Raw genomic sequence first — 12583 nt, 5'->3', positions numbered from 1 at the left:
CACGAAGGTGGGCGGCCCCGAGAAGCCAGACCGTAACCCACCTGCGACTGAGTCGCCTAGGAGTCACCGGGAATCACTGGGTATTGGCACGAAGTTCCTCGCCGACCTCGTGCATATGGCGCAACCCCATTCGGTACGAATCGATCAAACCCGTTGAAATATAGGGCATTCCGATGCGTTCGCAGTACGCGCGCACGATCGGCTGGGCGAACCGGAGGTTGGCTCGCGGCATGCTCGGGAAGAGATGGTGCTCGATCTGGTAGTTGAGTCCGCCCATCATCCAGTCGGTGACCAGACTGCCGTTGACGTTGCGGGACGTCAGGACCTGCTTCTCGAGATGACCCCAGTTGCTGTCGTCGTCGGGCATCTCCATGCCCTTGTGGTTCGGCGCGAACACGCTGCCGAGGTGCAGCCCGAACACCATGTGGTGCACCAGCGCGAACACCAGCGCCTGCGCCGGCGACATGATCAGGAACAGCGCGGTCAGATACAGCACCACGTGCGCAGCCATCAGGCCGAGTTCGAGCTGATGCGTACGACGGCGCGCGAGCAGGAAGCGGATGCTCGACACCTTGAGGTTGAAGCCCTCCAGCGTGAGCAGCGGGAAGAAGACCCGCGCCTGGTTGCGGGTGAGCCAGCCCTCCAGACCCTTGCGGCCCTCGGCCTGCTGGAGCGTCCAGACGAACACGCCCTCGCCGACATCCGGGTCCTTGTCGGTGTGGTTCGGGTTGGCGTGGTGACGGTTGTGCTTGTCGTTCCACCAGGCGTAGCTCATCCCCAGTACGACGTTGCCGTGCAGCATCCCGATCCAGTCGTGCAGCTTGCGCGAGCTGGCGATCTGCTGGTGGCCGGCGTCGTGCCCGAAGAAGGCCGCCCGGGTGGTCAGGATCCCCAGCGGGAGGGCGAGCAGCACCACCCACCACGAGGCGCCGATCGCGGCGATCGCAGCCCAGGTCAACGCCATCAGCGCGACGTTGATCCCGATCGCCATCGCGTACGCCGCCGTACGGCGCTCCAGCAGGCCGGCTGCCTTGATCTCCCGGAGCAGAGGTGCGAAATCACTACCCTTGGTCCCTGGTCGGGTCACTGTCGCTGTCATGCATCCAGCCTCATCCTCGGCACCGCGGAAAACATGAGCGCTACTACCCAGATGCCGGGGGGTGGCAGCCCTCCGGCCAGAGGGGAGTTAAGTCCACCGCGCCTGAGCACACGCTGAGTCATGATGGAGGCATGAGCACCGTCGTGACCACCGAAGCACCGCCGATGCGGTATCCCAAGCTCGCCCAGCCCTGGATCGCGCTGTTCCTGGCGATCCTGGCCGAGCTGGGGATCGCTCTGTTCGTGCTGAGCGTGGTGTCGGTGCCGCTGATCGCGGTGTGGGTCGGCATCCCGCTGCTGCTCGTGGTGGTGCCGGCCGCGCGCTGGTTCGCCAACTGCCACCGGACGATCCTCGCGGGCTTCCTCGGCGAGCGGATCCCCCGCCCGTACAAGAAGCCGCCGATGCCCGGCATGCTGATGCGGCTGCGGACCATCCTCACCGACCCGCAGACCTGGCGGGACATCATCTGGCTGCTCGTGAACGCCGTGCTCGGGTTCACGCTGTGTCTGCTGAGCGCCGTGCTGTTCCTTGCCATGCTCTTCTATTTGGTCTACCCGCTGCTCGTCGGCGTGACGCCGGAGGGCGTGTTCACCGAGCCCTTCGGCGGGCTGCTGACCGTGAACTTCTGGACCAGCTTCCTGCTGATGCCGGTCGCGCTGATCGCGTTCCTGATCTGGCAGGCCGCCGGCGAGCGGCTGCTGAAGGCCAACGCGTTCCTGGCCCGCTCGCTGCTCGGCCCGACCGAGAGCGCCAAGCTGGCGATGCGGGTCCGCGAGCTGGCCGAGTCCCGCGCCGAGACCGTCGACACCCAGGCGGCCGAGCTGCGCCGGATCGAGCGCGACCTGCACGACGGCGCCCAGGCCCGCCTGGCCGCCCTGAGCATGAACCTCGGGATGGCCGAGGAGATGGTGGCCCGCGACCCGAAGCAGGCGGCGGCGCTGCTGACCGAGGCCCGCGAGTCGGCGAGTACGGCGCTGTCCGAGCTGCGCGACCTGGTCCGCGGGATCCACCCGCCGGTGCTGGCCGACCGCGGTCTCGACGGCGCGGTCAAGGCGCTCGCGATGTCCTGCCCGTTCAAGGTCGACGTCACCTTCGACGTACCGGGCCGTCCGCCCGCGCCGGTCGAGTCCGCGGCGTACTTCGCGGTGGCCGAATGCCTCGCGAACACGGTCAAGTACTCGGCCGCCACCACCGCGTGGATCCAGATCACCCACGAGGACGAGAAGCTGCACATGATCGTCGGCGACGACGGTGTCGGCGGTGCCGTGATCAGGCCCGGCGGCGGTCTGTACGGTATCGAAAGGCGGCTGGCCGCCTTCGACGGTACGTTGACCGTGGTGAGCCCGAGCGCCGGGCCGACCACCGTGATCATGGAGCTGCCTTGCGAGTCCTCATCGCTGAAGACCACGCCCTCCTCCGGGACGGCCTGATCCGCCTGCTGGAGGCGCACGACTTCGAGGTCGTGGAGGCGGTCGACAACGGACCCCGGCTGGTGCCCGCCCTCGTGGAGCACCGGCCGGACGTTGCCGTGGTCGACGTCCGGCTGCCGCCGACCTTCACCGACGAGGGCCTGAAAGCGGCGATCGAGGCCCGCAGCCAGGTCCCCGGCCTGCCGATCCTGGTGCTCTCGCAGTACGTCGAGCAGCTGTACGCGCGCGAGCTCCTCACCGGCGGTGGCGGCGGCGTCGGGTACCTGCTGAAGGACCGGGTGTCGAACGTCGCCGAGTTCCTCGACGCCGTACGCCGGGTTGCGGCCGGCGGCACCGCGATGGACCCGGACGTGATCGGTCAGCTGCTGGCCCGCAACACCCGCGACGAACCGATCGGCCGGCTCACGCCGCGCGAGTCCGAGGTCCTCGGTCTGATGGCCGAGGGACGCTCGAACGCCGCGATCGCCGCCGCGCTGTTCGTCACCGAGAAGGCGGTCAGCAAGCACACGAACAACATCTTCTCGAAGCTCGACCTGCCGCCGTCCGAGGACGACAACCGCCGCGTGATCGCCGTACTCACTTACCTGTCGTCGCGCTGAGTAGTCAGGTCCGGATCCGGCGGAGGAACTCCTGGGTGCGCGGCTCGTGCGGCGCGTCCAGGACCTGGGCGGGCGGGCCGACCTCGAGCGGGCGGCCCTGGTGGAGGAAACAGACCCGGTCGGCGACGTCGCGGGCGAAGGCCATTTCGTGCGTGCAGAGGAGCATCGTCATGCCCTCGGACTTGAGTTCGCGGAGGAGGTCCAGGACCTCGCCGACGAGCTCAGGGTCGAGCGCCGACGTCACCTCATCGAGCAGCATCAGCTGGGGCGAGTTGACCATCGCGCGGGCGATCGCCGCCCGCTGCTGCTGACCGCCGGACAGCTCGTCCGGCTTGGCCGTGGCCTTGTCGGCCAGCCCGACCCGCTCCAGCATCTCCAGCGCGCGTCCCCGCGCGACGTCCCGCCGTACGCCGTGCACGCGGATCGGGGCCAGCGTGATGTTGTCGAGCACGCTGAGATGCGGGAACAGGTTGTACGACTGGAACACGATGCCGATCCCCGATCGCACCTTGTCGGCGTCGACCCGCGGATCCGTGATGTCCACGCCGGCCAGCTCGACCACGCCGTCGTCGACCGTCTCGAGCAGGTTCACGCACCGCAACAGCGTCGACTTCCCGGACCCGGATGCGCCGATCAGTACGACGCACTCCCCCGCGTCGACGTCCAGATCGAACCCGTCCAGGACGACGTTCTCGCCGTACACCTTCCGCACTCCACGCAGGGACAGCAGGCTCACACCGGACCACCTCCCCCGCCGTACCAACCTTGGCGGCGGGCGACGTAATCGGTCAGGCGGGTCAGCGGGATCGTCAGCGCGACGAACAGCAGGCCGGCCACGACGTACGGCGTGAAGTTGAAGTCCTCGGCCGTCTCCAGCTGTGCGGCGCGGATCGCGTCGATCACACCTAGGACGGCGATCAGACCGGAGTCCTTCTGGAGGCTGACGAAGTCGTTCAGCAACGGCGGCAGCACCCGGCGTACGGCCTGCGGGAGTACGACGAAGCGCAGCGTCTGGCGATACGTCAGCCCGAGCGAGCGCGCCGCCGCCCGCTGCGACGGATGCACTGATTCGATGCCGGCGCGGAACACCTCGGCGACATACGACGAGTAGGTCAGCACGAGTGCCGCCCCGCCCCAGATCACCGCCTGGTTCGGCAGGCCACGCAACTGCAATGCCGGTACGCCGAAGCCGAGCAGGAAGATCACCAGCAGCAAAGGGAGGCCGCGGAACACGTCCGTGTAGGCGGCCGCGAACACGCGCAACGGGAAGAAGATCGGGCCGCGCAAGGTGCGCATGATCGCCAGCGTCATACCGAAGATCACGATGAGCACAGCGCAGATCAGCATCACCCGGATGTTCAACCAGAGGCCCTGGGCAACGATCGGCAGCGCCTCCCACCCGCGGTGGAAGTCGAAGAACGTTGCCCGGACCCGCGGCCAGCCCGGCGTCGAACCGATGCCGACGGCAACCAGAGCTATCAGGACCACCGAGCTGACCACCGCGATCAGCGTCGATCGCCGGGCCCGGGCGCGCCGGTACGCGATCCGCTCGCGCTGCAACTCCGATGGTGTCCAGGTGCTCACGAGAGCTCGGGAGCGCCAGACTCGGTCAGGTACTGCTTCTGCAGGTTCGCCAGGGTGCCGTCGGCCTTGAGCGCGTCGACCGCCTGGGTGATGCAGCCGGTGAGCTTCGAGCCCTTCTCGAGCACGAACCCGAACTGTTCGGTGGTCCCGGTCGACGGCAACTGCCCGACGATCTTGCCGTTGTCGAGCTGCGCGCCGGTCATGTAGAACGCGGTCGGCAGGTCCACCACGATGCCGTCGATCTGCTTGTTCTTCAGCGCCTGCACGGCCAGATCGTTGGTGTCGAACACGGCCGGCGTCTGCTTCGGCTTCACCTGGTCGCGCAGCGCGGTGTAACTCGTCGTACCGACCTGGGCCCCGAGCTTCGCATCAACCAGCTCGGCGACCGACTTCGCGTTCGCGATCTTGCTGCCCGCGGTCGTGATCACGGTCTGCCGGACGTCGTAGTACCCGGACGAGAAGTCGACGGCCTTGCGTCGGTCCTCCGAGATCGACACCTGGTTCACATCCAGGTCGAACTTCTTCGTGCCGGGTGCGAACGCGGTGTTGAACTGCACCGTCAGCCACTTCACGTCGGCCTGCTCGAACCCGAGCTTCTTCGCCACCGCATAGGTGACGGCCGACTCGTACCCCTTGCCGTTGCTCGGGTTGTTGTCGCTGAACCACGGCTCGTACGCCGGCTTGTCGGTGCCGACCGTCAGCGTGCCGGCAGTCTTCACCGCCAGCTTGTCCTTCGCACAGGCATCCGCCCCGGACGGTGTCGACGAGCCGGACGAGTTGTTGTCCTCCGGCGCACACGCCCCGAGCCCCACGGCAGCCAGAACCGCCACGCCCACCACCACTGCACGCGTTCTCATGGCGAGAAGCCTAAGACCTCTTGCGGTAGGCGGTGGGGCTTGATCCGGTGTGTAGACGGAAGCGTGTCGAGAAGTAGAGCGGGTCCGCGTAGCCGACCTGCGCGGCGATCGAGGCGACCGGGCGGCTGGTCAGCTCCAGGAGCCTGGCCGCGGCGTCGAGCCGGCGGCGTTCGACGAACTGTTGCGGGCCGACGCCGAGCTGGTCGCGGAACAGGTGGGCGAAGCGCGAGACCGACAGGTTGACCGCTCGCGCGAGCCGCGGGATGTCGAGGTTGGCGGTCAGGTCCTGGTCGATGAGCTCGATCGCGCGGAGCAGCCGGTCGTCGATCTGGACGGCCTTCGGGTTCTGGGTGTCGCACCACAGCAGCGCGGCCTCCAGCGAGTTGGCGCTCAGCTGCTCGGCCTGCGGGAGCACGCTGCGTTGATGCCGTACGGCGTCGCGCAGATGATCGGCGATCCGCTCGAAGGTAGGGCCGGCCGGATGGAGCTGAACGATGCCGGGAGCAACCTCCGGCCAGTCGAGGAGCGGGAGCCAGTCGGGCTTCGGGTTCACATGCGCGTACAGGAAATGCCAGCGATCGCCGACCGTGGCGTAGTCGTGGAGGGTGGCAGGACGGACCAGTGTGACGCTGCCCGGCTCGGCGCGAACATGACCGAATCGTCCCTGGCCGTCGAGTGTCTGCACCAGCAGCCAGTCCGTCGTCCCGCGCCGCCGGTACGTCGCGTAGTCAGGGCCTTCGTCGAACTCACCGGTCGCCAGCCGGCGGACCAGCGGGATCGGCGAGTCAGCAGGATCTCGAATGTTCACAGCTAGATAGGCTATCGCCCGCCCAGCGGCTCCGACAGATCCTTGAGATATGACAGTGCTAATGCCACGCCTCCGGCGCGGCGGGTCATGGGGCTGTAACTCCCGGCCTTCCCTCGTCGCTCCGGTCGCTTCGCTCCCTCCGCTCCTCAGTCCAGGCCGGGAGGCCCCATGACCGTCGCTGACATCTACCAGCGGGACGGCATCGTCCAGGTCCCCCAGTTGCTGGATTCCGCTGAGGTCGAGCGGATCAAGACCGTGTTCATGGAGCAGGTCGCCGTCGATCATTCGCTCGCGATCGACGACGGCGTACCCGAGGGCGACCCGCTGGCGAAGTACCCGCGGTTCGTGCACCCGCACCGGCGTGCCGACCTGGAGGCCGGGCGGCTCTCGCTCGAGTTGATGCTGGACAGCCGGATCGTCGATGTCGTGCAGGCGCTCATCGGTCCGGCGCTCGCCGCCCAGTCGATGTTCTACTTCAAGCCGCCGGGTGCTCGCGGGCAGGCGCTGCACCAGGACAACACGTTCCTGCGCGCCGATCCGGAGACCTGTCTGGCCGCGTGGATCGCGATCGACGACGTGGACGCGGACAACGGCGGGCTCGCCGTCGTGCCGGGGTCACACAAGACCGAGCTGGTCTGCCCCGAGCCCACCGACCTGACCGAGTCTTTCACCAGCGTCGAGGTCCCGATCCCGGACGGGCTCAGCAAGGTGCAGACGAAGATGAAGGCCGGCGACGTCCTGTTCTTCCACGGCAGCGTCGTGCACGGGTCACGCCCGAACGGCACCGACGACCGCTTCCGCCGTTCGCTGATCTTCCACTACATCCCCGAGGACAGCGTCGAGATCGCCGCCTTCTACAACCCGCTCGTCAAGCTCGACCGCCGCGAAACAGTTCTCCCCGAGGCGATCGGCGGCGGCCCCTGCGGCGACTACGCCCAGGCCGAGCCGTAAACCGATCCGTAAACCGAGCCGTAACAGTCAGCTGGCGTAGTCGCGGAAGCCTCGGCCGGTCTTGCGGCCGAGGTAGCCGGCGGTGACGAGGTGCTCGAGCAGCGGGGCCGGAGCGAAGCCGGGCTCGCGGAACTCGAGGTACAAGGTGCGCTGGATCGCGAGCGCGACGTCGAGGCCGACCACGTCGAGGAGCGCGAACGGGCCCATCGGGAGGCGGCAGCCGAGCTTCATCGCGGCGTCGATGTCGTCGACGCCGGCGTAGTGGGCCTCGAGCATCCGGACCGCGTCGTTCAGGTACGGGAACAGCAGCGCGTTGACGATGAAGCCGGCGCGGTCGCCGCAGCGGACCGGGTGCTTGCCGGCGGCAACAGCTACGGCGGCCACCGTGTCGGCGACCTCGTGCGCGGTGCTGACCGTGCTGACGACCTCGACCAGCTGCATCACCGGCGCCGGGTTGAAGAAGTGCAGGCCGACCACGTCGGACGGCCGCTTGGTCGCCATCGCGAGGTCGATCACCGGCAGCGACGAGGTCGTGGTCGCCAGGATCGCGCCCGGCTTGCAGATCTCGTCGAACGTCTCGAACAGCGCCTGCTTGACGCTGAGCTCCTCGACCACGGCCTCGACCACCAGGTCGACCGTGGCCAGATCGTCGAGCTTCGCCGTACCGGTCACCCGGCGCAGCGCGGCGTCACGCTCGTCGGAGGACAGCTTGCCGCGCTGGACGCCCTTCTCCAGCGAGCGTTCCAGCGTCGCGCGGACCCGGTCGACCTTTTCGGTGCCGCGGGCAACATAGAGGACGTCGTACCCGGCCTTGGCGCAGACCTCGACGATGCCGACCGCCATCGTGCCGGACCCGACCACGCCGACCTGCTTGATCGGGCGGACCGCCGGCCCGTCGGCCGAAACCGAAGGGGTGCTCTCGTCGTCGACCACGACCGGCGAGTCCGGGCCCTCGTAGGTGTAGAAGCCGCGCCCGGTCTTCCGGCCGAGCAGTCCGGCGGTGACCATCTGCTTGAGGATCGGCGCCGGCGCGTGCAGCCGGTTGCGGCCCTGCTTGTACATCGTGTCGAGGATCTCGTACGCCGTGTCGAGCCCGATCAGGTCGAGCAGCGCCAGCGGACCCATCGGGTACCCGCAGCCGAGCCGCATCGCCGCGTCGACGTCCTCACGCGTGGCGTAGCGGGACTCGACCATGGAGACCGCGTGGTTCAGGTAACCGAACAGCAGCGCGTTGGCGATGAAGCCGGCCCGGTCGGCCGCGACCACCGGCACCTTGTCGAGGCGGCGAGCCAGCGCCTGTACGTCGTCGACCACGTCCGGCTCGGTGACGACGGTCTTGATCACCTCGACGAACTCCTGCACCGGCGCCGGGTTGAAGAAGTGCATGCCGACGACGCGGCGGGGGCGCTGGGTGGCGACGGAGATCTCGGTGACCGACAACGAGGAGGTGTTGGTCGCGAGGATCGCGTCCTCGCCGACGATCTTGTCCAGCGCCGCGAAGATCTCGCGCTTCAGCTCGAGCCGCTCGACGACAGCCTCGATCACCAGGTCGCAGTCGGCCAGCGCCTCCATCGAGGTGGCGAACGTGACCCGGTCGAACAGTGCCTGCTGGTCCTCGACGGACAGCTTGCCGCGCTTCACGGCCCGGTCGGTCGAGTGCTGGATGTGGCCGCGGCCGCGCTCGGCGGCCTCGTCGTCACGCTCGACGCCGACCACCGTCAGGCCGTTGCGCGCGAACACCTCGGCGATCCCGGCGCCCATCGTGCCGAGACCCACCACACCCACCGTCGTCAATTCGCGAGCCATGCTCTGCACTATGCCAGTCCGGATAGTGGTCCGCCCATGAGTTGCATCACCGGCGAGGCCAAGCTCACACGTTCTCGTCGTACACGACCGGAGTCTCCATCCAGCCGTCCAGCAACCAGAGTGGATCGGGCGCGGCCAGGAGTGCCGTCGCGATCGGCCGCGGCCGCAGGTCCCGTCCGGCGAGCTCGGGCAGCGACAGCCAGACAGCGCGGTAGCTCCCCCGCTCGGATTCGGCCGGGCTCGTCATCTCCGGGCCGTCGCCGGTGCCGAACTCGCCGCCGATCACGTCCGCGCAGAAGTAGTGCTGCGTACTGTCGCCGAAGTGCACGACCGCGACGACGCTGCGGATCTTGACCAGCAGCCCGAGCTCCTCGTAGATCTCGCGCCGCGCGGTCTCGGCCGGGCTCTCGCCGTCTTCGACCTGGCCGCCGGGCAGAACGTAGTACGTCATCCCGTCCCGCACGCGCTCGATCGCGGCGATCCCGTCGTCGGTGAGCAGTACGACGCCGGCCCGGATCATGCGCGCGTCGCCAGCACGTGGAACCACACCCCGAGCTTGCCCTCGCCGCGTTCCAACCGCTGCACCTGCCAGCCGGTGCTCGTCAGCAGCTCACGCAGCGCATCCTCCTGCCAGTGGACGAAATGCCGCGGCAGATCCAGGTTGCGATCGGACCACTCCTCGCCTTTGCCTTCACGCGTCGAGAACGCCAGTACCGGGGCCGATCGCGCCGCCTTCTTCAGGACCTGAGCCAGGTCGGGCCGGTCGAAGTGCAGGAAGACGGCGTCCGCGAACACCGCCTCGTACGGTCCGCCGAAGTCGTCGGTGAGCGCGTTCAACCGGTCGACGGCGTACCCGTCGGCCCGGATCATGTCGACGAACGCCTGCGTCGCGTCGGTCCGGCGTACGACGAAACCGCGGCGTTCCAGCTCGAGCGCATCGCGTCCGGTCCCGCTGCCGATCTCCAGCACCCGCCCACCGGGCTGGATCAGCTCGGCGAGCAGATCGATCAGCGTGTTGTTGGGCTCCGTCGGGATCGAGGCCCGGAACTTCTCCGCCGCCTGCTCGTACGCCGACAACGTCACCTCGTTGTCGGTCGCGACCCGCGTCCACCCGTCGCCGTTGTGCTCGACCGTCGCCGGAAGCTTGAGGCCGAGATCCACGCCGAGCACGACGACCGTCTCGCCGCGATGCAGGTCCGCGATCGACTGCAGCTCCTCGTCCGGCCGCTGGGTCAGCTCCGGTACGACGGTCAGCCGTACGCCGAGGCGCTCCGCCAGGCGCGATCCCGCGGCCGCCTCGAACGTTCCGGCGTACACCTGGGCGACCCGCTCGCCGACCGCCGCTTCCTGGACATCACCGGGCAGCAGCAGGATCCGCGCCGGACACATGAGATTCATCGGCCGACGTACTCCAATGCCTCGGCGGCGTACTCCGGCCAGGCCTCCGACTGCGCCAGCGGGATCACGACCCACTCCTTCATCGGCCGGCCCATCCCGGGGTCGAACGGCTCGGCGCCGGGCAGCGCGAGCGCCTTCTCGCGCGGTTCCGGCGGCAGTTTGAAGGTCATGGCGTCGCCGAACATCCCCGCGAGGACCTTCTTGCCGACCTTGAGACAGGGCATACCGAACATGCTGCCCCGGACCACCCCGGCCGACTCCAGTTCGGCGGCCACAGCGTCGTACGCCGCGACTGCCTGATCGCTCACCTTCGGCATCATGCTCACCACCCTCCCACTCGGGACGGCCAGTGCACTACGGTGCTTTCTCGTGCGCTTGGTGATTGCTACTTGTTCTGTCGACTACTCGGGGCGGCTGACGGCTCATCTGCCGATGGCGCCGCGGCTGCTGATGGTGAAGGCGGACGGATCCGTGCTGATCCACGCCGACGGCGGGTCGTACAAACCGCTGAACTGGATGTCGCCGCCGTGCAAGCTGACCGAGGAAGAGGGGGTCTGGAGCGTCACCAACAAAGCTGGTGAGGAGCTCCGGATCACGCTCGAGGAGGTGCACAGTGACACGTCGTACGAGCTCGGGACCGACCCCGGCCTGATCAAGGACGGCGTCGAGGCGCACCTGCAGGAACTGCTCGCCGAGCACGTCCAGACCTTCGGCGAGGGCTGGACGCTGGTACGCCGCGAGTACCCGACCGCGATCGGCCCGGTCGACCTGCTGTGCCGCGACGCCGACGGCAAGCACGTCGCCGTCGAGATCAAACGCCGCGGCGAGATCGACGGCGTCGAGCAACTGACCCGGTACGTCGAACTCCTCAACCGCGACCCGTTGCTGGCTCCGGTCCGCGGCATCTTCGCCGCCCAGCTCATCAAGCCCCAGGCCCAGTTCCTGGCCACCGACCGAGGCCTCGAATGCGTCACCGTCGACTACGACGCGCTCCGCGGCATGGAATCCGACGTACTCCGGCTGTTCTGACCGCTGAGCTGTTGACAGCGTTCGTTGACTGCCGGTTACTTAGCAATATGGCTAAGGAAACGGTGATCTGCACCTACCGCGTCCGCGCCGACGCGGAGGACGCGTTCCGCGAACTGCTCGCGGAACACTGGGCGACGCTGAGTGCGCTCGGGTTCGTCACGGACGAGCGGTCCGTCGTGCTGCGGGATGTCGACGCGCCGCCGACGTACGTCGAGATCTTCACCTGGGTGGACGGCGGGTTCGGGCGGGCGCACGAGCATCCCGACGTACTGACGTTGTGGGAGCGGATGGACCCGCTGCTCGAGGATCGCGACGGGCGGCCGAAGTGGGAGTTCCCGCACTACCAGCGGCAGCAGATTTGACCGCTCGCGGCGGGCGGGAGCTCGACGAGCTCGACCGCGTGTTCACGGCGCTCGCGCACCACTCGCGGCGGACGATCCTGCTCGTGCTGCACCTGCGTGGCGGCGAGATGACGTCGGGTGAGATCGCCGGCCGGTTCGACTACTCGTGGCCCACGGTGACCAGGCATCTGCGGGTGCTCGAGCAGGCCGGGCTGGTGGAGGTTGTGCTGCGCGGACGGGAGCGGGTGTACCGTCTGCACGCCGGACCACTGTTCGCAGTGGGCTCATCCTGGATCGACCGATTTCAGTCCAGATCCTGACAAATCAGGAAATCTGCCCGATTTCGGGCAGAAGCTTTGCAGTGACCTCGAAAACACTGCATGGTGGTCGGGTGATCAGTGAGGCGGCGGCTGTGGAGCCGGTGGACGAGCTGGCCGATCAGGTCAGCCGGACGACCGGTCTGTCGGCGGATGTCGCGCGGCGCGTGGTCGCCGACGTACTGGCCTATTTCACCGAGACGACCGAGGACTACGTCCGGCGCCGGCACCGTGAGTTGCAGACCTACGGCGCCCGTAACGACGAGATCTTCGCCCGCCTCGGCGCCGAGCTCCGGCACTGGCCGGTCCGCTCACCCGAACTCTCTGCCCGCCAGCTGCGACGGATCGTCTACGGCTGACGCGG

16 protein-coding genes are annotated in these 12583 nt (G+C 68.2%); 7 read left to right on the top strand and 9 right to left on the bottom strand.

Annotation, left to right across the window (positions count from 1 at the left end; translation table 11 throughout):
- Positions 1 to 73: 73 nt before the first annotated feature.
- Positions 74 to 1099, bottom strand: a complete 1026-nt coding sequence (locus EV645_RS36230; RefSeq protein WP_130448787.1) for a fatty acid desaturase family protein — start codon at positions 1097 to 1099, stop codon at positions 74 to 76.
- A gap of 131 nt (positions 1100 to 1230) precedes the next feature.
- Here EV645_RS36230 and EV645_RS36225 point away from each other — a divergent pair, with 131 nt between their 5' ends.
- Positions 1231 to 2529: a sensor histidine kinase gene (locus tag EV645_RS36225; protein ID WP_130448785.1), complete on the top strand. Its 1299-nt coding sequence runs from the start codon at positions 1231 to 1233 to the stop codon at positions 2527 to 2529.
- Entirely contained in the window at positions 2481 to 3128 is a 648-nt protein-coding gene (locus EV645_RS36220) for a response regulator (RefSeq protein WP_130448783.1), read from the top strand. The genes EV645_RS36225 and EV645_RS36220 overlap by 49 nt, the downstream gene beginning before the upstream one ends.
- Positions 3129 to 3132: 4 nt before the next feature.
- Here EV645_RS36220 and EV645_RS36215 read toward each other — a convergent pair whose 3' ends face one another.
- The 4 genes from EV645_RS36215 to EV645_RS36200 are packed head-to-tail and all read right to left on the bottom strand — an operon-like array spanning position 3133 to position 6377.
- Complete coding sequence (locus tag EV645_RS36215) at positions 3133 to 3864, bottom strand: amino acid ABC transporter ATP-binding protein (protein WP_130448781.1); 732 nt, start codon at positions 3862 to 3864, stop codon at positions 3133 to 3135.
- A complete protein-coding gene (locus tag EV645_RS36210; RefSeq protein WP_130448779.1) occupies positions 3861 to 4712 on the bottom strand; it encodes an amino acid ABC transporter permease in 852 nt (283 codons plus the stop codon). The genes EV645_RS36215 and EV645_RS36210 overlap by 4 nt, the downstream gene beginning before the upstream one ends.
- On the bottom strand, positions 4709 to 5569 hold the full coding sequence (locus tag EV645_RS36205) for an ABC transporter substrate-binding protein (RefSeq protein ID WP_130448777.1): 861 nt from the start codon (positions 5567 to 5569) through the stop codon (positions 4709 to 4711). The genes EV645_RS36210 and EV645_RS36205 overlap by 4 nt, the downstream gene beginning before the upstream one ends.
- Before the next feature lie 10 nt (positions 5570 to 5579).
- Positions 5580 to 6377: a helix-turn-helix domain-containing protein gene (locus EV645_RS36200; protein ID WP_130448775.1), complete on the bottom strand. Its 798-nt coding sequence runs from the start codon at positions 6375 to 6377 to the stop codon at positions 5580 to 5582.
- A gap of 168 nt (positions 6378 to 6545) precedes the next feature.
- On the opposite strand from EV645_RS36200, the gene EV645_RS36195 reads away from it, so the two are divergent.
- Positions 6546 to 7328, top strand: coding sequence for a phytanoyl-CoA dioxygenase family protein (locus tag EV645_RS36195; RefSeq protein ID WP_130448774.1), 783 nt, complete (start codon positions 6546 to 6548; stop codon positions 7326 to 7328).
- A gap of 27 nt (positions 7329 to 7355) precedes the next feature.
- On the opposite strand, the gene EV645_RS36190 is transcribed toward EV645_RS36195, so the two are convergent.
- From EV645_RS36190 to EV645_RS36175, 4 genes are all read right to left on the bottom strand, one after another.
- Complete coding sequence (locus EV645_RS36190; protein WP_130448772.1) at positions 7356 to 9134, bottom strand: 3-hydroxyacyl-CoA dehydrogenase family protein; 1779 nt, start codon at positions 9132 to 9134, stop codon at positions 7356 to 7358.
- A gap of 64 nt (positions 9135 to 9198) precedes the next feature.
- Positions 9199 to 9681: an NUDIX hydrolase gene (locus tag EV645_RS36185; protein ID WP_130448770.1), complete on the bottom strand. Its 483-nt coding sequence runs from the start codon at positions 9679 to 9681 to the stop codon at positions 9199 to 9201.
- Entirely contained in the window at positions 9651 to 10532 is an 882-nt protein-coding gene (locus EV645_RS36180; RefSeq protein ID WP_130448768.1) for a class I SAM-dependent methyltransferase, read from the bottom strand. The genes EV645_RS36185 and EV645_RS36180 overlap by 31 nt, the downstream gene beginning before the upstream one ends.
- The gene (locus EV645_RS36175; RefSeq protein WP_198682097.1) at positions 10529 to 10852 is read right to left on the bottom strand and encodes a hypothetical protein; all 324 of its coding nucleotides are present in this window, start codon (positions 10850 to 10852) and stop codon (positions 10529 to 10531) included. The genes EV645_RS36180 and EV645_RS36175 overlap by 4 nt, the downstream gene beginning before the upstream one ends.
- Positions 10853 to 10901: 49 nt before the next feature.
- On the opposite strand from EV645_RS36175, the gene nucS reads away from it, so the two are divergent.
- The 4 genes from nucS to EV645_RS36155 all read left to right on the top strand — a co-directional run bounded on the left by nucS (position 10902) and on the right by EV645_RS36155 (position 12578).
- Positions 10902 to 11561 (top strand): endonuclease NucS, encoded by a 660-nt coding sequence (nucS, locus tag EV645_RS36170; RefSeq protein WP_130448766.1) that lies wholly within the window; start codon positions 10902 to 10904, stop codon positions 11559 to 11561.
- 47 nt (positions 11562 to 11608) lie between these two features.
- Entirely contained in the window at positions 11609 to 11923 is a 315-nt protein-coding gene (locus EV645_RS36165) for a hypothetical protein (protein ID WP_130448764.1), read from the top strand.
- Positions 11920 to 12222 carry an ArsR/SmtB family transcription factor gene (locus EV645_RS36160; protein ID WP_130448762.1) on the top strand — a complete coding sequence of 101 codons (303 nt, stop codon included), beginning with the start codon at positions 11920 to 11922 and terminating at the stop codon, positions 12220 to 12222. Before EV645_RS36165 ends, EV645_RS36160 begins: the two co-directional genes overlap by 4 nt.
- Before the next feature lie 71 nt (positions 12223 to 12293).
- A complete protein-coding gene (locus tag EV645_RS36155) occupies positions 12294 to 12578 on the top strand; it encodes a hypothetical protein (RefSeq protein ID WP_242000878.1) in 285 nt (94 codons plus the stop codon).
- Positions 12579 to 12583 lie beyond the last annotated feature (5 nt).

This window comes from Kribbella rubisoli (assembly GCF_004217145.1).
GTDB classification, from domain to species: Bacteria; Actinomycetota; Actinomycetes; order Propionibacteriales; family Kribbellaceae; genus Kribbella; species Kribbella rubisoli.
This window is presented reverse-complemented; position numbering and strand designations above follow the sequence as displayed.